At 67.2% G+C, this 19,047-nt stretch carries 20 protein-coding genes; 11 read left to right on the top strand and 9 right to left on the bottom strand.

Features of this window, described 5'->3' with window-relative positions; translation table 11 throughout:
- Positions 1-110 precede the first annotated feature (110 nt).
- From PCK14_RS10955 to PCK14_RS10965, 3 genes are all read right to left on the bottom strand, one after another.
- Positions 111-728, bottom strand: coding sequence for a YdeI/OmpD-associated family protein (locus PCK14_RS10955; RefSeq protein WP_269938530.1), 618 nt, complete (start codon positions 726-728; stop codon positions 111-113).
- A gap of 78 nt (positions 729-806) precedes the next feature.
- Positions 807-1,406 carry a YdeI/OmpD-associated family protein gene (locus PCK14_RS10960; RefSeq protein ID WP_269938531.1) on the bottom strand — a complete coding sequence of 200 codons (600 nt, stop codon included), beginning with the start codon at positions 1,404-1,406 and terminating at the stop codon, positions 807-809.
- A 67-nt stretch (positions 1,407-1,473) separates the two neighbouring features.
- On the bottom strand, positions 1,474-2,073 hold the full coding sequence (locus tag PCK14_RS10965; RefSeq protein WP_269938532.1) for a YdeI/OmpD-associated family protein: 600 nt from the start codon (positions 2,071-2,073) through the stop codon (positions 1,474-1,476).
- A 48-nt stretch (positions 2,074-2,121) separates the two neighbouring features.
- On the opposite strand from PCK14_RS10965, the gene PCK14_RS10970 reads away from it, so the two are divergent.
- The 3 genes from PCK14_RS10970 (at position 2,122) to PCK14_RS10980 (ending at position 4,236) form a co-directional block, all read left to right on the top strand.
- Complete coding sequence (locus PCK14_RS10970) at positions 2,122-2,688, top strand: VOC family protein (RefSeq protein WP_269938533.1); 567 nt, start codon at positions 2,122-2,124, stop codon at positions 2,686-2,688.
- 67 nt (positions 2,689-2,755) lie between these two features.
- Positions 2,756-3,295 carry an NUDIX hydrolase family protein gene (locus PCK14_RS10975; protein WP_269938534.1) on the top strand — a complete coding sequence of 180 codons (540 nt, stop codon included), beginning with the start codon at positions 2,756-2,758 and terminating at the stop codon, positions 3,293-3,295.
- A gap of 224 nt (positions 3,296-3,519) precedes the next feature.
- On the top strand, positions 3,520-4,236 hold the full coding sequence (locus PCK14_RS10980; RefSeq protein WP_269938535.1) for an SRPBCC family protein: 717 nt from the start codon (positions 3,520-3,522) through the stop codon (positions 4,234-4,236).
- A gap of 15 nt (positions 4,237-4,251) precedes the next feature.
- Here PCK14_RS10980 and PCK14_RS10985 read toward each other — a convergent pair whose 3' ends face one another.
- Positions 4,252-4,740: a MarR family winged helix-turn-helix transcriptional regulator gene (locus PCK14_RS10985; RefSeq protein WP_269938536.1), complete on the bottom strand. Its 489-nt coding sequence runs from the start codon at positions 4,738-4,740 to the stop codon at positions 4,252-4,254.
- A 137-nt stretch (positions 4,741-4,877) separates the two neighbouring features.
- Between PCK14_RS10985 and PCK14_RS10990 the strand changes: the two genes are divergently transcribed.
- Both PCK14_RS10990 and tgt read left to right on the top strand, forming a co-directional pair.
- Positions 4,878-6,329, top strand: coding sequence for an MFS transporter (locus PCK14_RS10990; protein WP_269938537.1), 1,452 nt, complete (start codon positions 4,878-4,880; stop codon positions 6,327-6,329).
- 187 nt (positions 6,330-6,516) lie between these two features.
- Positions 6,517-7,833, top strand: a complete 1,317-nt coding sequence (gene tgt, locus PCK14_RS10995; RefSeq protein ID WP_269938686.1) for a tRNA guanosine(34) transglycosylase Tgt — start codon at positions 6,517-6,519, stop codon at positions 7,831-7,833.
- Here tgt and PCK14_RS11000 read toward each other — a convergent pair.
- Together PCK14_RS11000 and PCK14_RS11005 are read right to left on the bottom strand one after the other, a co-directional pair.
- Entirely contained in the window at positions 7,830-8,483 is a 654-nt protein-coding gene (locus PCK14_RS11000; RefSeq protein WP_269938538.1) for a response regulator, read from the bottom strand. The two genes, tgt and PCK14_RS11000, sit on opposite strands and share 4 nt — an antisense overlap.
- Positions 8,480-9,637 carry a sensor histidine kinase gene (locus PCK14_RS11005; RefSeq protein WP_269938539.1) on the bottom strand — a complete coding sequence of 386 codons (1,158 nt, stop codon included), beginning with the start codon at positions 9,635-9,637 and terminating at the stop codon, positions 8,480-8,482. The genes PCK14_RS11000 and PCK14_RS11005 overlap by 4 nt, the downstream gene beginning before the upstream one ends.
- Positions 9,638-9,788: 151 nt before the next feature.
- Between PCK14_RS11005 and PCK14_RS11010 the strand changes: the two genes are divergently transcribed.
- On the top strand, positions 9,789-10,478 hold the full coding sequence (locus PCK14_RS11010) for a hypothetical protein (RefSeq protein WP_269938540.1): 690 nt from the start codon (positions 9,789-9,791) through the stop codon (positions 10,476-10,478).
- A gap of 108 nt (positions 10,479-10,586) precedes the next feature.
- Here the strand turns inward: PCK14_RS11010 and PCK14_RS11015 are convergent, their stop codons facing one another.
- A complete protein-coding gene (locus PCK14_RS11015; RefSeq protein WP_269938687.1) occupies positions 10,587-11,321 on the bottom strand; it encodes a queuosine precursor transporter in 735 nt (244 codons plus the stop codon).
- A 228-nt stretch (positions 11,322-11,549) separates the two neighbouring features.
- Between PCK14_RS11015 and PCK14_RS11020 the strand changes: the two genes are divergently transcribed.
- Positions 11,550-12,467, top strand: coding sequence for a hypothetical protein (locus PCK14_RS11020; protein ID WP_269938541.1), 918 nt, complete (start codon positions 11,550-11,552; stop codon positions 12,465-12,467).
- A gap of 79 nt (positions 12,468-12,546) precedes the next feature.
- On the opposite strand, the gene PCK14_RS11025 is transcribed toward PCK14_RS11020, so the two are convergent.
- Entirely contained in the window at positions 12,547-13,152 is a 606-nt protein-coding gene (locus PCK14_RS11025; RefSeq protein WP_269938542.1) for a hypothetical protein, read from the bottom strand.
- Positions 13,153-13,429: 277 nt separating this feature from the next.
- Between PCK14_RS11025 and PCK14_RS11030 the strand changes: the two genes are divergently transcribed.
- The 4 genes from PCK14_RS11030 (at position 13,430) to PCK14_RS11045 (ending at position 18,180) form a co-directional block, all read left to right on the top strand.
- Positions 13,430-14,284 carry a MurR/RpiR family transcriptional regulator gene (locus tag PCK14_RS11030; protein ID WP_442864708.1) on the top strand — a complete coding sequence of 285 codons (855 nt, stop codon included), beginning with the start codon at positions 13,430-13,432 and terminating at the stop codon, positions 14,282-14,284.
- A gap of 68 nt (positions 14,285-14,352) precedes the next feature.
- The gene (locus PCK14_RS11035; protein WP_269938543.1) at positions 14,353-15,603 is read left to right on the top strand and encodes an amidohydrolase; all 1,251 of its coding nucleotides are present in this window, start codon (positions 14,353-14,355) and stop codon (positions 15,601-15,603) included.
- The gene (locus PCK14_RS11040; protein WP_269938544.1) at positions 15,600-16,988 is read left to right on the top strand and encodes a DUF3100 domain-containing protein; all 1,389 of its coding nucleotides are present in this window, start codon (positions 15,600-15,602) and stop codon (positions 16,986-16,988) included. Before PCK14_RS11035 ends, PCK14_RS11040 begins: the two co-directional genes overlap by 4 nt.
- Positions 16,989-17,004: 16 nt before the next feature.
- Positions 17,005-18,180, top strand: a complete 1,176-nt coding sequence (locus PCK14_RS11045; RefSeq protein WP_269938545.1) for an alpha/beta hydrolase — start codon at positions 17,005-17,007, stop codon at positions 18,178-18,180.
- A 2-nt stretch (positions 18,181-18,182) separates the two neighbouring features.
- Here the strand turns inward: PCK14_RS11045 and kynA are convergent, their stop codons facing one another.
- On the bottom strand, positions 18,183-19,031 hold the full coding sequence (gene kynA / locus PCK14_RS11050) for a tryptophan 2,3-dioxygenase (protein ID WP_269938546.1): 849 nt from the start codon (positions 19,029-19,031) through the stop codon (positions 18,183-18,185).
- Positions 19,032-19,047: the final 16 nt, after the last annotated feature.

A 19,047-nucleotide genomic window follows, 5' to 3' on the forward strand; every position in this document is an offset into this window, starting at 1 on the left:
ACTTCAACACTTACAAGCAATGGCGCGCTCTGGCAACCCGCTACGACAAACTCGCCCCTACCTACCGAGACGGAGCCGTTCTCCGCGCCCTCACCATCTGGCTCACCGCTCTAAGAGACACGCCCTAGGCCCTGCGGCCGCCGCTTCTGCGGGTACGGCGCCTCCCCCGCGGCGAGCATGTCCACGAGGCCGGCAACCGCCACGGCCCCCGCCTCCGGATCCGCATCTGCCAGTGCGGTCGCGGCGCGGTACACCAGCACCTGGCGGTTGAGTGCCGTGAGCACCCCGAACATGGCCTGGGCCGCGGGGTTCGCCACGATGGCTGCGGACAGCTCGGCCGGCATGTCTGCCGCGGCCCGGGCCGCGTGGGCCGCCTCCCAGCGGCCGTCGGCCTTGGCGGCGTCGACGGCGGCCTGCCCGGCAGTCTCCAGCAGTCCAGCGGCGGACAGGCGCCCGATCCTGTCCACATTGTTCATGGACCACTGGCTGGTCCGGGTCCGGGGCGTGTACCGGATGAAGTAGCTGCCGGCGTCGCGCCTGCCCACCACGCCGTCGATCCAGCCAAAACACAGCGCCTCATCGAGCGAGCCGGCATAGTCCAGTGCCGTGACCGTGCCGCCCTTCTTGCCCAGGACAAGCCGCACGCCGGGGCTGGAGGCGTGGTGCTGCGCCAGCCAGGCCCGCCAGGGGGATGCGCCGGGGAGCAACAGTTCGGGAAGCTCGATCATGCACCAACGCTAGTTGCACCCGCCCGGCACCGCCAGAGCCGGGCCGCATGGGCCGGGCGGCGCCGGCCCCCGGAAGGTTCAGCTGTCCGCGGCGGGCCGGCGCTTTTGCGGGTACGGGGTTTCGCCGGATTCCATCATGGCCACGAAGCGGGCGATGTTGGCCTTCCTGGCGGCCTCGGTCTTGACGTTGGCAATCCGGTACAGGAACGCGTAGCGGTTGGTGGCGGTCAGCACCTCGAACATGGCCCGGGCGCGGGGGCTGGCGGCGATGGCTGCGGCAAAGTCGGCCGGCATCTCGATGCTGGCCTGCCCGGAATAGGCGGCCTCCCAGCGGCCGTCGGCCTTGGCGGCGTCCGCGGCGGCCACCCCGGCCGGGCGCATGCGGCCTTCTTCGGACAGCCGCTCGAAATGGCCCACGTTGATCTTGGACCACTTGCTGGCCTTGGTGCGCGGGGTGAAGCGGCGCACAAAGGAGTGGTCGTCGCGCTTGCCAACGACGCCGTCGATCCAGCCGTAGCACAGGGCTTCATCGAGTGCCGCGGCGTAGTCCAGTTCGGTGACGTTGCCGCCTTTCTTGTGCAGGAACAGCCGCACGCCGGGGCTGGAGTCGTGGTGCTCCGCCAGCCATTCGCGCCAGGCAGTGGCATCGGGCAGCAGCAGTTCAGGGAGTTCGGCCATGGCTCAACGGTAGTGCCATCCCGCACACGGCGTCAGCCAGGGGCGGTTCTTCGGCGGACCGGAATCCTCAGCCTTGGGCGGCGGGCCGGCGCTTTTGCGGGTAGGGCGTCTCGCCCCGGGCCAGCATCTGCACAAGCCGTTCAACATTGGCGGCCCGGACGGCGGGCGTCTTGACGCTGATGGTGCGGTTGATCAGGGCAAATTTGTTGGTGGCTGTCAGCACCTCAAACATGGCCTGGGCCTGCGGATTGGCTGCAATGGCGCCCGCCAAATCGTCCGGGACCACGGCACTGGCCTGCCCCGCATAGGCGGCTTCCCAGCGCCCGTCCGCCTTGGCGGCGTCCGCGACGGCCACCCCGGCCGGGCGCATGCGGCCCTCCTCCGAGAGCCGCTCGAAGTGGCCCACGTTGATCTTGGACCACTTGCTGGTTTTGGTGCGCCGGGTGAATCTGCGCCGTTGGCTGGCATGGTCCCGCTTGCCGGCAACGCCGTCGATCCAGCCAAAGCAGAGGGCCTCATCGAGTGCCGCAGCGTATGTCAGCTCCGTGACGTCGCCGCCCTTCTTGTGCAGGACCAGCCGCACGCCGGGGCTGGATTCGTGGTGTTCCACCAGCCATTCGCGCCAGGCAGCGGCATCGGGCAGCAGCAGTTCAGGAAGTTCGGCCATGGCTCAACACTAATATTGCTTTGACACCCGGAACCACCAGGAGACACCATGCTGCGCGTCCGCCCCATCCACTTCACCTCCAGGATCGACGAGTTCAGCGCAGATCTTCAGGCCCAGGGGCTGCTCTGCGTGGAGAACCACGGCAATTGGCGGGTCTTCGACTCCGGCAGCGGCAAGGTGGGCGTGCACGCGGCGGAGGCGGGCAGCCCGGAGGACGGCACCACGAACCTCGGCTTTGAGGTGCGCGACTGCGAAATCTTTGTCCGGCGCACCCTCGCTGACGGAACGGCAGCGAAACTTGTCGACTCCCGGCATGGCAGCACCGCCCGCGTCACTGCCCCCGACGGCTTCACGTTCCTGGCGGATCCCTCCACGGACCTGCGCTTGCCTGCGGAGGACACGCCGCTGGCCGTCACGGCCACGTGGCGCACCCCGGATCCGGCAGCCGCGAACAAGGTCCTGGCGGACATCGGCGCACGCCTGGTCGCGGAACGCCCCGGCGGCGGCGCCCTGTTCCGTGCCAAGAACGGCGGCTTCGTGGCCACGGCGGCGGGCGCGGTGTCCGGCGTCGACCTTGAAATCACCCGCCTGTCGGGCAGTGCCGCGCCGCAGTGACGGATTTTCACCGCACATTCACGCGGCCGAGGCGGCGCGCACGGCGGGGATGGGGTAGAACTTAGGTATGAGCGTGCGCACACCCGATCCCTATCCCGGCTGGCTGTCCAACGAGGACCTGTACGAGGCCCGAAACCGGCTTCCCATGGTTTACGTGGAGGCCGTTCCGGTGCGACTGGATCCGCTGGGCTACGTCAACGAGGTGGGGCTGCTGCTGCAGGCGGACGAGGAAGGCTCCATGGTCCGCACCCTGGTTTCCGGGCGCGTGCTGTACCGCGAGACCATCCGCGCAGCCCTGATCCGGCACATTGAAAAGGACCTGGGCCCGCTCGCGTTCCCGCAGTTGCCCGTTAGCCCCGTGCCGTTCACTGTGGCCGAATACCTGCCCTCCCCGTCGCAGACCGGATTCACGGACGAGCGCCAGCATGCGGTCGCCATGGTTTACGTCATCCCCGTGACGGGCGAATGCGAACCTCGCCAGGATGCCCTGGAGCTGACCTGGATGAGCCCCGAGGAGGTCCTGAGCCCCGGCGTGCAGGCCGAGTTCGTGGGCGGCCGCGGCGCCCTGGTCCGCCAGGCCATCTCCTACGCAGGTCTGGGCCGCTAGTTAGCCTCCCCCACCACCGACGCTCCCTCACTTCTAGGCGTGTTTCGGCCGACGCTCCCTCACCTCTAGGCGCGTTTCGGCCGACGCTCCCTCACCTATGAAGCACGACGGCGGAAGTTCCGTTGCGCGCGGACGGTGCGTTGCCGGCGTCGGCCATGGACAACCGAATGGGCGCCCGCGCGGCACCCTAGCCCGTTGGGCGGTTCCGGCGTAGATTACCAACCATGGAGACCACCCAGCTCTCAGTCCTTGTCAATGCCGACGCCGAGCAGGTCTGGCGCATGCTCCGCGAGCCCGCCCGCATTGCCCAGTGGCACGGCTGGGAAATGGAGGGGCTGGATGCGGAGATCAAGCAGATCTACGAGTCCAACGTCACCGAAGGCGGCGACCACCTGCGCCTTGAGCTGGAAATGGGTGACGTCTTCGTCCTGGAGCCCCACCCGGACGGCACGCTGCTGACCATGACGCGCGGCGTGGCCACGGGCGAGTGGGCCAAGTACGACGCCGACATCACCGCCGGGTGGTCGATGTTCATGCAGCAGCTGAAGTTCGCGCTGGAACACCACCCCAAGACGCCGCGGCGCACCATTTACGTGGACGGCCTGAGTGCCGCGCACGCCAAGCTGTGGGATGCGCTGGGCATCGACACCGGCTGGCTGCCCGATCCCGGCGAACCGTATGAGCTGACCCTGAACACGGGGGCAACGCTTTCCGGCAAGGTCTTTTACCGCAGTGAGAGCCAATTGGGACTGACAGTTGAGGACTACGCCGAGCACGGCGACGGCTTGCTCATCCTGGCCCGGCAGGACAGGGTGGAGGGCATCCGTGAACACCCCGGGGCCATGGTCATCGCCTCGACATACGGCCTTGGTGCGGCCGCGTTCGAGGCCATCGGCGCCCAGTGGGACGGCTTCATGGAGGAGCACTTCCCCGACGAATGACACCCCGCCCCTGCTTCAGCCCTGGGCAGCCCCCTGCGGCGGGGCATCCCCGAGCCGCGGCCAAGGCGCATCCTCGATGGTTTCCACATCCTGGTTGAACTCCCGCAACAGCAGCATGAGCTGCTGCCGCTTTTTCTCGGGCCACGTGCCCACGACGTCCCGGAGCCCGGCTTCGTTGCTTGACCTTGTCTGAACCAGGGCAGCCAAGCCCTCCTTGGTGGGAGCTACACGGCGGGCCACCTCGCCTGCGGCGCCCAGAACGTATTCCACGTACCCCAAGCGCAACAGCGCACCCAGCTGGCGATGCACGGTGGAGGTGTCAAGGCGCAAGGCATGCGAGAGCTCCTTGAGCGTCATTGGATCCACCAGCTCAAGCCGGCTCAGCAGCAAATAGGCCGAGCGTTCAATCATGGGCACGTCCCGGGGTTGGGGACGCAGCTGATAGCGCGACAGCAACATGAGCTCGCATTGCAACTGCCTTACCGAATCGTCGGCGTCCGTCATGTGTCTCCCTGGGTGTGGGCGGGCCTCGGTTCAAGCTTAGCAAGCCATTGCGTCATGCAATTTGTTTGCATTGTGCAAAGTGATTGTATGATGCAATAGCGCCGTTTGCGTGCCGCAGTCCCTTGTTCAGGAGCCCAGTGAGTCAAATCAGTTCAACACCCAGCAAAAAATCGCCCTCGCCACGCGCCGCCGTCGCCGTCCTGGCATTCGTGGGCATTGTTGCCTCGCTCATGCAGACCATCGTGGTGCCGCTCATCCCGCAGCTGCCCGCACTCCTGCACACCTCCGCCACCAACACCTCATGGATCATCACCGCAACCTTGCTGGCCGGCGCCATTGTCACGCCCATTGCCGGACGCCTGGGCGACATCTTCGGCAAGCGGCGCATGCTGCTCATCTCGCTGGCGCTGCTGGTCGCGGGTTCCATCATCTGCGCGCTCACCAGCTCGCTCGGCATGATGCTGGCAGGCCGGATCCTGCAGGGCCTGGCCATGGGCGTGATTCCCATGGGCATCAGCATTTTGCGCGACGAACTGCCCCGCGAAAAGGTTGGCTCGGCCGTGGCCACCATCAGCGCAACCATGGGCGTTGGCGGTGCCATTGGACTGCCCATCTCAGCTCTGATTGCACAGAACGCCGATTGGCACGTCCTGTTTTGGGCTGCAGCCAGCATGGCCGTCCTGGCTCTCGTGCTGGTTCTTGTGGTTCTCCCCGAGTCCACGCTGCGCACGCCGGCAAGGTTCGACGGCGTGGGCGCGGCGGGCCTTGCCGCCGGGCTCGTGACCTTGTTGCTGCCCATTACCAAGGGTTCGGACTGGGGCTGGGGCAGCGCCCTGACGCTTGGGCTTTTTGCCGCCGCCGCGGTCATCCTTGTCCTGTGGGGCATCTTCGAGCTGCGCATCCCCGCACCGCTGGTTGACCTGCGCGTCTCCGCCCGCCCCCAGGTACTCTTCACCAACTTCGCCTCGATCGCCGTCGGCTTCGCCATGTACGCCATGAGCCTGGCCTTCCCGCAATTGCTCATGGCACCCACCGCCACCGGATACGGCCTGGGACTGTCCATGGTCCAGGCCGGCCTGGCCATGGCCCCGGGCGGCCTGGTCATGATGGCCCTCTCCCCTGTGTCGGCACGCTTGTCGGCCCGCCGCGGCCCCAAGGTGACCCTGATCGCCGGCGCCATTGTCATAGGCGCCGGCTACGTCCTGGCGCTCTTCCTGACCGACGCCGTGTGGCATGTCATTGCCGCCGGCATGATCATCGGTGCAGGCATTGGCCTGGCGTACGCCGCCATGCCCGCCTTGATCATGGGCGCCGTCCCGTTGCAGGAGACAGGCTCCGCCAACGGCCTGAATTCACTCATGCGCGCCGTGGGCACGTCCACCTCGGCCGCCGTGATGGGCGTGGTCCTGGCCAACATGACCATGTCCATCGGGCCGGCAACAGTACCCACCCTGGAGGGTTTCCACACAACGTTCCTGATCGCCATCCTGGCCGCGGCCGTCGCCGTTGTGCTGGGTGCGCTCATTCCGCGCAAGAAGGTCGAAACCGCAGCGGCCCAGGCAGCCCCATTGGTGGACGCCAAGCGCTAAGGCCCCCGGCAGGAAAAGCGTTCCCCCTGTCCGGTTCTTTTGCGTTGCGGAGCGGGGGAACGCCTTGGTGGCGCCGTGTTGCGTGAGGCAGGCAACGCCGTCGTTCTTCTCACACGGTGCTGTGGGAGGCTGCAAAGACTGGCAATATGGAACAATGCCCACCCCAGAAACCGTCACGGATCTCCTCATGCCAGCGCACACCACCGAACCCCACACCACCCCCGGCGGGCCGGCGTCGCAGGCCGAATTCAGTTTCGAGGTCACCACCCGGCTGAACGAGACGTGCTCCCCCGACGAGGCCGCTGTTGCGCAAAACGGCGGCAAGTTCCAGGGCCGCACCGGCGTCATCACCACGCCCCACGGCACCATCAAGACCCCCGCGTTCATCGCTGTGGGCACCAAGGCTACGGTGAAGTCAGTGCTGCCCGAATCCATGACGGAACTCGGCGCCCAGGCACTGCTCTCCAACGCCTACCACCTGTACCTGCAGCCCGGAGCGGACATCCTGGATGCGGCCGGCGGGCTGGGCAGCTTCATGAACTGGCAGGGCCCCACCTTCACCGACAGCGGCGGATTCCAGGTCATGAGCCTGGGCTCGGGCTTCAAGAAGGTCATCAACATGGACGCCGCGGCCGCCTCGCCGCAGGCCGGCGCCGACGATTCCGTGGCCGTGGGCAAGGAGCGCCTGGCACACATTGACGACGACGGCGTCTGGTTCAAGTCCCACCTCAACGGCGACATGCACCGCTTCACGCCAGAGGTTTCCATGCAGGTCCAGCACAAGATCGGCGCGGACATCATGTTCGCCTTTGACGAGCTGACAACGCTGCTGAACTCCCGCGGCTACCAGGAAATGTCCCTGGAGCGCACCCGGCTGTGGGCGCTGCGATGCATCGAGGAGCATTTCCGCCTCACCGAGGAACGCGTGGGCAAGCCCTACCAGGCCCTGTTCGGCGTGATCCAGGGCGCCCAGTACGAGGACCTGCGCCGCAAGGCCTCCCACGATCTGGGTGACATGAACTTTGACGGCTACGGCATCGGCGGGGCGCTCGAGAAGGAAAACCTGGGCACCATTGTGCGCTGGTGTTCCGAGGAACTGCCGGAGAACAAGCCGCGCCACCTCCTGGGCATCTCGGAACCGGACGACATCTTCACGGCCATTGAAAACGGCGCCGACACCTTTGACTGCGTCTCCCCCACCCGCGTGGCCCGCACCTCGGCGTTCTACACCCCGGATGGCCGCTTCAACCTCTCCGGTGCCAAGTACAAGCGCGACTTCACCCCGCTGTCAGAGGAGTGCGACTGCTACACCTGCCAGAACTACACGCGCGCCTACATCCACCACCTGTTCAAGGCCAAGGAAATGGTGTCGGCCACGCTGATCTCCATCCACAACGAGCGCTTCGTGGTGAAAATGGTCGACGACGCCCGCCTCGCCATTGAGGACGGTACGTTCTTCGAGTTCAAGGCCGAGACCCTGCGCCGGTACTACCCGAACCGCTAGGCGCCGGGTTCAACGAATCCGCTCTCATAGGCGGCAATCACCGCCTGGACGCGGTCGCGCACGCCTAGCTTGGCCAGGATCCGGGCCACGTGGGTCTTGACGGTGGCCTCGCCCAGTACCAGCTCGGCGGCCATTTCAGCGTTGGATTGTCCGTGGGCCAGCAGTCGAAGCACTGTTTGCTCACGTTCGGTCAACGGCGCCGCCACCGCCGGAGGCTGCCCGCCCGCCGGACGCCGGACAAAGCGTTCAATGAGCCTGCGTGTGATGGCCGGGGCCAGTAGCGTTTCACCCCCGGCCACCACCCGGACTGCGTGGACCAGCTGTTCCCGCGGCGCGTCCTTGAGCAAGAATCCGCGAGCGCCGTCGCGCAGTGCCTGGTACACATACTCGTCCAGGTCAAAGGTGGTCAGCACCAGGATCGCGGCGCTGCTGTGTGCGGCTGCCAGCCTGCGGGTGGTTTCGAGCCCGTCCATGACGGGCATCCTGATGTCCAGGAGCACCACGTCGGGATGCAGCCGTGCCGCCAATGCCAGTGCCGCCCTGCCATCGGCAGCCTCGCCCACCACATCCAGGTCCGGCTCGAGGTTGAGCATGAGCTTGAAGCCATCCCGGATGAGCTGCTGGTCGTCCACAAGCAGGATTGTTGTCATGGATCGGTCCCCTGCCATGTGGCGACGGCCGGGACGACGGCGGCAACCAGCCAGCCGCCGTCGTCCCCGGGACCGGCCGAGAAACTGCCCCCGACCTGCCGGATTCGCTCCCGCAACCCCTGCAGGCCATAGCCCGAGGGAGCCCACGGGGCCCGGCCACCTTCACCAGCGCCTGGTCCGTTGCGGACCTCGACACGCACGCCGGGACCATCGGGGGTGACGGTCACACTGGCCGGGACGGGGCCGGCGTGCTTGAGGACATTGGTCAACGATTCCTGCACAACACGGAAGACCGCCAAGCCTGCGGCCGGAGACAACTGCGGCAATTGCTCGCCGATGCTGCCTGACACCTCCAGTCCGCCGAGCCGGCCGGCGTCCAGCAGCGACTGCAGTTCGGCCAGGCCGGGCCCGGGCCCATCCTGCGCGTCATCATTGTGCAAGGTGTCCAGCAAGGCGCGGATTTCGGCGAGGGAGCCGCGGGCCGTGGCATGGATGACCCGCAACGGTTCCTGGGCCAGTTCCGGTGCCCGGTCCAGGGCAGCTTGGGCGGCGTCGGCCTGCACGGCAATGACGCTCATGCTGTGGCCCAGCACATCGTGGAGCTCCCGGGCAATGCGCAGGCGCTCCTCTGCCACGGCCAACCTTGCAGCATCGCGCTCGTGCAGTTGCTGGTGGGTGAGCCGGCTGCGCCAGATCCTTGCGGCGCGGCCCAGCAACCAGATGCCGCCAAAAAGCAGCACAATGAACAAGAAGTCGGAACCGCCGCCTAGCCATTCCCCTGCCAGCAACGCCGCCAGGAGCAGGCCCCCACAGGCCGCGGCCATGGCCTCTGTGCTGCACGCAGACACCGAGTACATGGCTATGGCGAGTACCACCAGCGACCACAGGGACCCTGGCATCTGGGCCAGCCACGACTGGAACAGGTTGGCCGCGGCACAGGCCACGGCTGGCACCAGTGGCACCCTGCGCCGCCAGGCAATGGATCCGGCCATGACAACAGCAGCCGGAATGGTCACCGCGGCAGGACCTTCATCGGGTTGTCCCGAAATCACGGACGCCAGGGCCACGGCCAGCAGGAACCCGCACAGCAGCAGGTCCGGAGCCGGAAAACCTCCCGGGCGGGCACTGCGCCAAGCGGCGATCAAGCGGGCCATGCCCCCAGTGTAGGGCTGCGGTGCTGACGCCGTCGTCCCCCATTTGGCGGATGCGCACGGCCAAAGTTCACCCGGAGTGCTGACGCACGCGAAGGGCGGCGGCACCATGCTGGAGCCGTCAGTTCAAGTGCATTTCAGAAAGGTGAATCCAATGACCATCCCATGGCTGGACCGCAACATTGCCGCCGTCAGCATCCTGTTTGGCACCGCCACGCTCGTGGCCGGAAACTTCGTGGCACTGGCAAACCAGCCGGAGGGCGACGGCTTCGGCGCCCTCCTGTCCATGGTTTCCGGCAACCCCGGCATGTGGCTGCTGGCCGCGGCACTGGCGATCGCCGGGCCAATCCTGTGGATCCCCGGGATCCTGGCCGCTGCAGCAGCCGCCCCCGCCCGCGGACACACACTGACAGTGACAGGATCACTGCTGCTGGCCACCGGCCTTGCCGTCGGAGTGGGGCACTTTGCCCTGTTCTTTGGCGTGCTGGGATCCGGGGCAGACGCCGGGCTTTCCGCGGATGCTGTGGAAAAATTCGTCGCGGCCGAGGACGGCTACATTCTGGGCAGCATCCTGCTCTGGGTGTTCCTGGCAGGCCTGGTGCTCGGGACGCTGCTGCTGTCACTGGGACTGCGCATGGCCCGCGCCGTGCCGGTGTGGGTTCCCGTCGCTGCCGTGGTTTTTGCCGTCAGCAATTTCCTTGGCGGGCCGGTGGCAACCATAGTTGGGGCAGTGGCCCTGTTTGCAACGTTCGTGCCGATGGCCATGGCTGTTCGCGCCCACCTGACCATTGGAGCCGTGGCCGCACCGGTGGATCCGGCGGCCAACAGGGCCCCGCGGACGTGACCGGGCGTTGAGGAAAGCGGACCCCGTGCGCCGAGTCTGACGGAACGCTGCGAGGGAGACGTTGCGCATCGTCTCCAGCAGCACCTCTCCGTCAGACTCGGCGAAATGCTACGCCGCCGGAGCAGCTGCCACGTAGGACGGTTCGTGGCGCTTGAACCATCCGATCGCCGCCGAGGTGACGGGGATCAGCGCATACTGCACGCCCACCTTGTACAGGAAGCCCACCAGTACGTAGTTGGCGAACATGCCAAAGCCCACGATGCCGATCACGGGCGCGGCCACGGCGCAGAAGATCAGGGTGTCCAGGAATTCGCCGGCGCCGCTGGAGCCCATGAGGCGGACCCAGAGCTTGCGTTCCCCGTGGCGTGCCTTGAGCCGGACCATGATCAAGGAGTTGACGGTCTGGCCGGCCAGGAACGCGAGCAGGCTGGCCAGGACGATCTGCGGCACGGGGCCCAGGGCATCCTGCAGGGCCTGCTGCTTGGCCATGCCGTAGTCGTCCGTGAAGCCGGGCAGCACGATGATGACCCAGTAGCAAAGGGACGCGAAGATGGACAGGGCAAACGTGGTCAGGATGGCCTTGCGGTTGACCTTGAAGCCGTAGATTTCGCTGATCACATCGCCCAGGATGTAGGCGAAGGGGAACAGGAAGAAGCCGCCGTCGGTGATGATGGGGCCAAACTGCACACCCTTGGAGGCGCCGATGTTGGACAGGATCACAATCACGGCCATGCACGCCAGCAGGATCCCAAAGTACGGGCTTCCGACGGCGGCGAAGGTGGGGGCGGCGGAGCCTGGGGATTTAACGGGGGTTGCCGAAGCATTGCCTTGCAGCGGGGACATGTTGAGTCTCGGATTTCTGTAGCTAAGTGGTTCGCTCATGCCGCGCCCCTCGGGGCCGGCCGGCTGTATTATCACTGGGCCCGTCTGCACCCGGGCCACCCTCCATTCTGCCATGGCCGGCACGGGGCGCCCCAATTTTCTTCGCCGGCAACGGGCATGCCGGCGGCGAAGGCGCTACCCTGAAATGAACGACGAACGCCAACGCAAGTGAAGCCAAGGAGTCGCTCAATGAAGTACTGGTGGGTCAGCCATGGCCGCAACTATGAAACAGCCATCCACGAAGGGACGCTCTGGAGCTGTCCCGACCCGCAGGGGGACCCGGACGGCACCCGCGAGCTCATCAAGGAGCTGCGCAAGGGTGATGTGGTGTTCAACTACTTTGGCCCCTATGTGCGCGCGGTCAGCGTGGTCCTGGAGCGGTGGCAGGACAGCCCACGGCCCGAAGGCTACGAAAAACATCCCGACGAACCCAACATGGGCTGGCTTGTCCGGACGCACCCGCTGGCCGAAAACCTGCAGCTGCACCGTGAGCGTGCCGCGGACATCACCGGCACCGAGGAACCCGAAACCGATGAGCCCAAGCCGTTCAATGCCGCCGGCAAGCCGCAGCAGCGCTACATTTCACCGCTGAGCGCGGAAGAGGGCCAGGAGCTCCTGGCCGAGGCCGGGGTCACCGCCCCGCAGTCGTCCGCCACGAGCCTGCGCGGCCTGCCCGGCAGTGCCTGGGGCGCCGACGAGCCCGACAAGAAGACCCTGACCACCATCCGCCTGGAACAGGCCCACCTGCGCAAGAACCTGCTGCGCGGGCGCCTGACCGCTCCCTGCGCCATTTGCGGGGAGCAGTTCCCGGCCCGGCTGCTCATTGCCGGGCACATCAAGCCCCGCCCGGACAGCACCGACGAGGAGCGCCTGGACTTCGAGCACAACGCCATGCTCACCTGTGCCCTCGGCTGTGACGCCCTGTACGAATGGGGCTACATTGTGGTCGACGCCAAGGGCCGGATCAAGGCCGGCCAGCCCGCAGAGACGCCGCGCATCGAGGAGGCCGTCGAGGCACTCGTGGGACGCAACTGCACGGCCTTCGACGAGGGCACGGCGGAGTCCTTCGCGGAAAACAAGCGGCTCATGATGGAGCACCAGCCTTAGCGGCACTCACAGCAAGGGCACGACGCCGGCACCTGGCCAGGTGCCGACGTCGTGCTTTTTCCTGTGGTCGGGTCAGTTCTTAGCGGGTGAAGCTGAGCAGCTGGGCCACCCGGCTCCAGCCCTCCTCCGCTGCGAAGCGGGCAGCCTGGTCCTCCCCGGCCACCAGGAAAAGCGTGCCGGCCCCGTGGGTGAACGCCTCCTCGCCCAGCCCGGCCACCATGGCCTGCTCGAGCTGGAGCAGCAGGTCCTCGTGGCCTGGGTCAACCGACAGCCCGGCCAACACGCCGAGGTCTCCGTTGACGGACAGGCGGCCACGGGCCACGGGGCGGTCGAACAGGGCGATCTCCACAAGGTCGTAGTTTTCCATGGGAGCCTCGGCCAAGTTGGCCTCCGGAGGCAGCTGCGGGACCAGGTCCAAGTCGTCGGTCTGGGCAGCCAGCAGGACCAGCCCTGGGCCGGCGTGCAGGCCGTTGGCAGCGGCAAAGCCAGCGGCTGCGGCGGGATCATCGGTGGCCAGAAGCAACTCGGCACCCTCACCAGGCAGTGGCGCGTCCGCCCCGGGTGTCCACCTCACCACCTGGCGGGTGCCAATCGTGGCCACGTCCCCGTCCACGGCCGCCTCCAGGTTCTGAACCGCTGCCCAGGCCTGGGCCCAACCGTGAAAATCCTCTTGCCACAACGCCATTTCGCCACCCTTTTCCTCAAGCCGCGCACGTCCCCGGTGCGCTGCCATGTCAAAAAATTGCATTGGATCCAGGCGCCACAGGCCGCCCGTGCTGGGCCGCACCGGGGCGCAATCCCAGCATAGGCACAGCCGCCGCCCCAAGTCCCCGGGCGGGCACTGTGCTTTCGGCGACACCGTTCCACCTGATGGACTTTTGCAATTGGGATTGCGCAAATCACATTTGTGCAATCATAATTGCAGAGTGACCCACACAACACAGGCGCAATCCGCCACCCGCATGGACCTCAATGGCCCCGGCGTTGACTGGCTTGATGACATCATGGCCGGCACCGCACTGCCGAAGGCGCAGGGCAGGGTGGCCGAGGTGATCATCCGCAACCCGCAGCTGGCCTCCTACGCCGAGATTGCGGAGATTGCCGGGCGGGCCGAGGTCAACAACTCCACAGTGGTGCGCACCGCCCAGAACCTGGGCTTCCAGGGCTGGCCTGACCTGCAGCGGGAACTGCGCTCCCGCTACCTGGTCAAGATCTCCACCGAAGACACCCTTGTGCAGCACGGCGAACACATCAGCCCGCTGCGCGCGGCACTGGCCCGGGACATGGAAAACCTCCGACTGACGCTGGATGCCAACGACCCCGCCGAGGTGGATGCGGCCATTGCCACGCTCGCCGCGGCCAAGTCCATCCTGGTGCTCGGCCACGGCTCCTACGCCGCCCCGGCCGGCGTCATGGCCCACCTCGGCGCCACCATGGGCTACCCCATCACCCTGGAAAGCCGCGGCGGCGTCCACCTCGTCACAAGCACCAACACCCTGGGTCCGGGCGATGTTGTGGTGGTGATCAACATTTGGCGCTCCATTGGCCAAATGATCGCCGCCGCCGAGTCCGCCCACCGGGCCGGGGCCACGATCCTGGCCATCAGCGACATGCGCCGCGGCCGGCTGGCCGCCATTGCGGAGCACCTTTTGGTGGTCCCGTCCGAAGGCATCGCCTTCTTCCAGTCCGTCACGGCCACCACCTCGGTGGTCTACGCCCTGCTTGCCGGCATGCAGGCGGCCCACCCGGAACGCAGCCGCGAGGCCATCCGCCGCTCGCAACAGCTGTGGGCGGACCTGGACATCCACCTGGACTAGTGCCGGCCCGTCCCCTCCCATTCCTCCCCCAAACCCGCTCCCAAAGTCCCCGCAAGGAAACCCCACCCATGAGCAACAACACCATCCCAAGCGAAGGCGGGCTGAACGCCCAGCTGGCCACCGGCGTCGAACATTGGCGCGAAAAAGTCCATCAGCTGGCGCGCGCCATCCACGCCGACCCCGAGCTGTCCTTCGAGGAGGTCCGCTCCTCCGCAGCGATTGTTGAGCTGCTCCGCGAGGGCGGCTTCGACGTCGAGACCGGCACCTCCGGGCTGCCCACGGCCTTCACCGCCACGGCGGGCAGCGGCGAGCTCACGGTTGCCCTGTGCGTTGAGTACGACGCCCTGCCCGGGATCGGCCACGCCTGCGGGCACAACCTGATCGCCGGCGCCTCCGTGGCTGCGGCGCTGGCCCTGGCCCCGCACGCCGACGCGCTGGGCATCACGCTCAAGGCGATCGGCACGCCCGCCGAGGAGCATGGCGGCGGCAAGGTCCTCATGCTTCAGGACGGCGCGTTCGACGGCGTGGGGCTGGCACTCATGGTCCACCCCGTCCAGGACGGCATCACCTACAACCCGGCCGGCACCAGCGCCCAGGCCGTGGGCCGGTACCGCGCCACCTTCACCGGCAAGGCCGCCCACGCCGCGGCCGCACCGCACCTGGGCGTCAACGCCGCCGACGCCGCCGTGCTGAGCCAGGTGGCCGTGGGCCTGTTGCGCCAGCAGATCCCGGGCGACCACCGTGTGGCCATGTACGTGGCCGAGGCCGGGCACGTCACCAACATCATCCCCGAGAAGGCCGTGGTGGAATTCGAGTGCCGTGCCTTCACCCTGCCGGAGTACGAATCCCTGCTGGTCCGCGTCCGTAATTGCTTTGAGGGCGCCGCGCTGGCCACCGGCACGGAGTTGGTTTTCGAGTCCACCGAGCCCCTGTACGAGCCGCTCCTGCAGGACGACGAGCTGGCCGCGCACTGGACGGCCGCCATGGACCACTTCGGCAAGGACACCTCACCGGCTGCCGGACTCGGCGGCGGCTCCACCGACATGGGCAACATCTCCCAAGCCATCCCCAGCCTCCATCCGTGGCTGAGCATCCCGGGCGCCAACGTGCCCATCCACTCCCACGCCTTCGCCGCCCTGGCCGACACTCCGCAGGCGTACGACGTCATGTTTGAGGCCGCCACAGCCCTGGCCTGGACGGCCGCCGGCGCGGCAAGCAACCCGGAGCAGCGCAGCCGCTTCATCGCCGCCGCGCACCGCAACGCCGCCACCGCGGCAGGCACCCCCACCCCTGCAGAAACCGAAGGAACACGAGCATGAGCACCACCACGGCACCGGCAAAGGCCGGCATGAAGGAAACCCTGCCCATTGCGCTGCTGGCACTGATCATCGCCGTCGCCGTGCAACTCATCGGCTCCGCCAAGATCAACGTCGGCATCGGCTCGATCGTCATCTTCCCCATGGTCTGGGGACTCATTGCCGGCCTGCTGATCTCTGTGCAGAAGTTCAAGCCGCTGGGCCTGAACCTGCAAAAGGTGGCCTCGGCCCTGGTGGGCGTCGCCGTGATGCTGCTCGTGGCACGCCTGGCCTTCAACATCGGCCCGAGCCTGCCCGTCCTCATCAAGGCCGGCCCGGCCCTACTGCTGCAGGAGGTCGGCCACCTGTTGGGCACCGTCTTCCTGGCCCTGCCGCTGGCCGTGCTGCTGCGCATGGGCAAGGCCACCGTGGGCGCCACGTTCTCCCTTGACCGCGAACCGTCGTTCGCCATGGTCTCGGAAAAGTACGGCGCCGACTCCGACCAGTACCGCGGCGTCCTGGCCATGTACGTGTTCGGCACGCTCTTTGGCGCCGTGTTCATCACGCTGCTGACCTCCCTGGTGGCCAACTGGAACATCTTCAACCCGCTGGCCCTGGCCATGGGTGCCGGCGTTGGCTCCGGTTCCATGATGGCTGCCTCCGCCGCGAGCATCATCGAGGCCTACCCGGCCGACCAGCAGGCCATTCTGGGCATGGCCGCCGTCTCCAACCTCATCACCACCATCCTGGGCGTGTACGTTGGCCTGTACGTCTCGCTGCCGCTGGCCGAGCGCTTCTACCGCCTGCTGACCCGCCGCAGCGCGGCCGCAGCCCTCGAAACTGTTTCCGCCTCGGGTGCCACTGCCCCGGCCGCCGCCTCCACCACCGCAACCGCTGCCGCTTCCGCTTCCGCTTCTGCGGACGACGACGTCAACCGCTCCTTCCGCGAAAGGGTGGCCCAGTCCTCCGCCGAGGTCAAGCTGCCGCTGTGGCTGTCCCTGGGTGTGCTGGCCGTCCTGGGCCTGGCCACGGCATCCGTCGCGGCCAAGGGCCTGCACTGGAACGTGTTCGGCGGCTACGCCGTGCTGATGGGCCTGGTGCTGCTGGGCCTGTTCCTGGCCAAGGTGTCGCGGAAGATTTCGGCGATCATCTGGATCACCACCATCGGCGCCTACGTTTCCAGCCCGTGGTTCTTCGCCGCGGAATCCCTGACCAAGCTGGTGTCCGCCGTGGACTTCCTGTCCATTGCCACCGTCATGCTGACCCTTGCTGGCCTGTCGCTGGGCAAGGACGTGCCGCTGCTGCGCAACATCGGCTGGAAGATCATCCCCGTGGGACTGGTCGCGATCACGGCTTCGTTCCTGCTTTCGGTGGTCATCGCCGAGTTTGCGCTGGGCTACTGGTCCTAGCGGCTAGCATCGAGGCATGAGTACTTGGGAGCAGGACGTCCTCGGGCCCGACTTTGAACAGCTGACGCTTGACCTGCCCGCCGGGTCCCCGGCCACGCTGGTGCGCTACGCCGGGGACGCCCCGCCGTGGCAGGCCAGTTCCCTGGCCGGGGCCGACGTCCTGTACGTCCACGGCTGGTCGGACTACTTCTTCCAGCGGGAACTGGCCGAGTTCTGGCACCGGGCCGGGGCCCGCTTTTACGCCCTGGACCTGCACAACTACGGCCGCAGCCTGCGCCCGGGCCAGGTGCCCGGGCAGGTCTCGGCCCTCACCGAGTACGACGCCGACATCGCCGCCGCGCTTGCGGCCATGGGGCGCAGCGCGGTCACCGAGGAGGCCCTGGACCTCCCGGCCCCCGAGGAAGCCGCGGACGAACAAAGCTTCCAGGCGGCGTTCCTGGAGGAGGCCCGGCACCGGCTCAGCCGGGCCTTCGACGCCCTGGCCGGCCGGGACCACCCCGAAGCGGCCCCGCCGGCTCCCCGCGACCGGCCGCTGGTCCTGCTGGGCCACTCGACCGGCGGGCTGACACTGAGCCTGTGGGCGGCCCGGCACCCGGGTGCGGCGGCCGCCGTCGTGCTCAACAGCCCGTGGCTGGAGTTCCAGGCCAGCGAGGTGGGGCGGGCCATGGTGGCGCCGCTGATCCAGGCAAGGACCAAGTTCAAGCCGCTGGCGCCGCTGCCGCCCATCGACCCCGGCTTCTACACCCGCGCCGTCTCCAAGAAGTACGACGGCGAATGGGAGTACTCCTCCGAATGGCGCCCGGACCGCGGATTCCCCGTGACGCCCGCTTTCCTCAATGCCGTGTTCCAGGCACAGGCGCAGCTGGCCCGCGGCTTCGACGTCACGGCCCCGGTCCTGGTCATGCTCTCCGACAAGAGCTACCTGCAGCCCAAGTGGTCATCGACCGCGCTGGCTGCGGATGTGGTGCTGAATGTTGACGCCGTGGCCAAGCGGTCGCTGGATTTGGGGCAGGACGTGACGCTGCACCGGATACCGGGGGCCTTCCACGACGTTTTCCTCTCCCCCGCCGACATCAGGGCCCGGGCGTACGCCGGCATGGGGCGCTGGGTGGAGGCCGCCCTGGACGGTTCTGCCAAGCGCCGCTGGGCCGAGCGCAGCGAAAAGGAAACGGAAAAGACCCCCTCGGCGTAGGCCTACTGGCCGATTTCGGTCCGCACGGCAAACAGTTCCGGGAAGAACGTCAGGTCCAGGGCGCGCTGCAGGAAGCCCACGCCGGATGAGCCGCCCGTGCCGTGCTTCATGCCGATGGTGCGCATGACGGTCTTCATATGCCGGAAACGCCACAGCTGGAAGTTGTCCTCCAGGTCAACGAGCTCCTCGCAGGCCTCGTACAGGTCCCAATGTTCATCCGGGTCCTCGTAGACCACCTTGAACAGCTGCACCAGTTCGGCGTTGAACACGTGGGCGCGGGTGACGTCGCGGTCAAGGATTTCGGCGGGGACGGCAAAGCCGCGGCGCGCCAGAAGGCGCAGGAACTCGTCATAGACGCTGGAGCTTTCCAGCAGTTCGGCGAGAAGCTCTTGGGCCACCTGGTCCCCGGCAAACACCTTCAGCATGCCGGCATTCTTGTTGCCCAGCAGGAACTCCACGGCCCGGTACTGGTAGCTCTGGAAGCCCGAGGAGGAGCCCAGGTCACCGCGGAACTGCGCGTATTCGCTGGGCGTCAGCGTGGCCAGCACGCTCCACTGCTCGGTGAGGGAGCGCTGGATGTGCTTGATCCGGGCCACGCCCTTCATGGCCGCCCGAAGGTTGTCCTCCATGAGGTAGGCGCGCACGGCACGCAGCTCATGCAGCACCAGTTTCAGCCACAGCTCGGAGGTCTGGTGCTGGATGATGAACAGCATCTCGTCATGGTGTTCGGGCTTGCTGACGGGCCGTTGGGCGCTCAGCAGCGTGTCCAGGGCAAGGTAGCTGCCGTAGCTCATCTTGTCGCTGAAGTCCGTCTCAATGCCGGATTCGATCTTGCGGGTGTTCTTGGGCATGCCTTGTCCTTTTGCC

Source organism: Arthrobacter sp. HY1533, from assembly GCF_027568515.1.
Taxonomy (GTDB): domain Bacteria; phylum Actinomycetota; class Actinomycetes; order Actinomycetales; family Micrococcaceae; genus Specibacter.

Coding starts and splice junctions, on each gene's coding strand:
- PCK14_RS11000 (WP_269938538.1), bottom strand. CDS start 8,483: ATGACAACAATCCTGCTTGTGGACGACCAGCAGCTCATCCGGGATGGC.
- kynA (WP_269938546.1), bottom strand. CDS start 19,031: ATGCCCAAGAACACCCGCAAGATCGAATCCGGCATTGAGACGGACTTC.
- PCK14_RS11025 (WP_269938542.1), bottom strand. CDS start 13,152: ATGGCGTTGTGGCAAGAGGATTTTCACGGTTGGGCCCAGGCCTGGGCA.
- PCK14_RS10965 (WP_269938532.1), bottom strand. CDS start 2,073: ATGGCCGAACTTCCTGAACTGCTGCTGCCCGATGCCGCTGCCTGGCGC.
- PCK14_RS11030 (WP_442864708.1), top strand. CDS start 13,430: ATGGACCTCAATGGCCCCGGCGTTGACTGGCTTGATGACATCATGGCC.
- PCK14_RS11015 (WP_269938687.1), bottom strand. CDS start 11,321: ATGTCCCCGCTGCAAGGCAATGCTTCGGCAACCCCCGTTAAATCCCCA.
- tgt (WP_269938686.1), top strand. CDS start 6,517: ATGCCAGCGCACACCACCGAACCCCACACCACCCCCGGCGGGCCGGCG.
- PCK14_RS11035 (WP_269938543.1), top strand. CDS start 14,353: ATGAGCAACAACACCATCCCAAGCGAAGGCGGGCTGAACGCCCAGCTG.
- PCK14_RS10985 (WP_269938536.1), bottom strand. CDS start 4,740: ATGACGGACGCCGACGATTCGGTAAGGCAGTTGCAATGCGAGCTCATG.
- PCK14_RS10955 (WP_269938530.1), bottom strand. CDS start 728: ATGATCGAGCTTCCCGAACTGTTGCTCCCCGGCGCATCCCCCTGGCGG.
- PCK14_RS11010 (WP_269938540.1), top strand. CDS start 9,789: ATGACCATCCCATGGCTGGACCGCAACATTGCCGCCGTCAGCATCCTG.
- PCK14_RS11020 (WP_269938541.1), top strand. CDS start 11,550: ATGAAGTACTGGTGGGTCAGCCATGGCCGCAACTATGAAACAGCCATC.
- PCK14_RS11040 (WP_269938544.1), top strand. CDS start 15,600: ATGAGCACCACCACGGCACCGGCAAAGGCCGGCATGAAGGAAACCCTG.
- PCK14_RS10970 (WP_269938533.1), top strand. CDS start 2,122: ATGCTGCGCGTCCGCCCCATCCACTTCACCTCCAGGATCGACGAGTTC.
- PCK14_RS10975 (WP_269938534.1), top strand. CDS start 2,756: ATGAGCGTGCGCACACCCGATCCCTATCCCGGCTGGCTGTCCAACGAG.
- PCK14_RS11005 (WP_269938539.1), bottom strand. CDS start 9,637: ATGGCCCGCTTGATCGCCGCTTGGCGCAGTGCCCGCCCGGGAGGTTTT.
- PCK14_RS11045 (WP_269938545.1), top strand. CDS start 17,005: ATGAGTACTTGGGAGCAGGACGTCCTCGGGCCCGACTTTGAACAGCTG.
- PCK14_RS10960 (WP_269938531.1), bottom strand. CDS start 1,406: ATGGCCGAACTCCCTGAACTGCTGCTGCCCGATGCCACTGCCTGGCGC.
- PCK14_RS10980 (WP_269938535.1), top strand. CDS start 3,520: ATGGAGACCACCCAGCTCTCAGTCCTTGTCAATGCCGACGCCGAGCAG.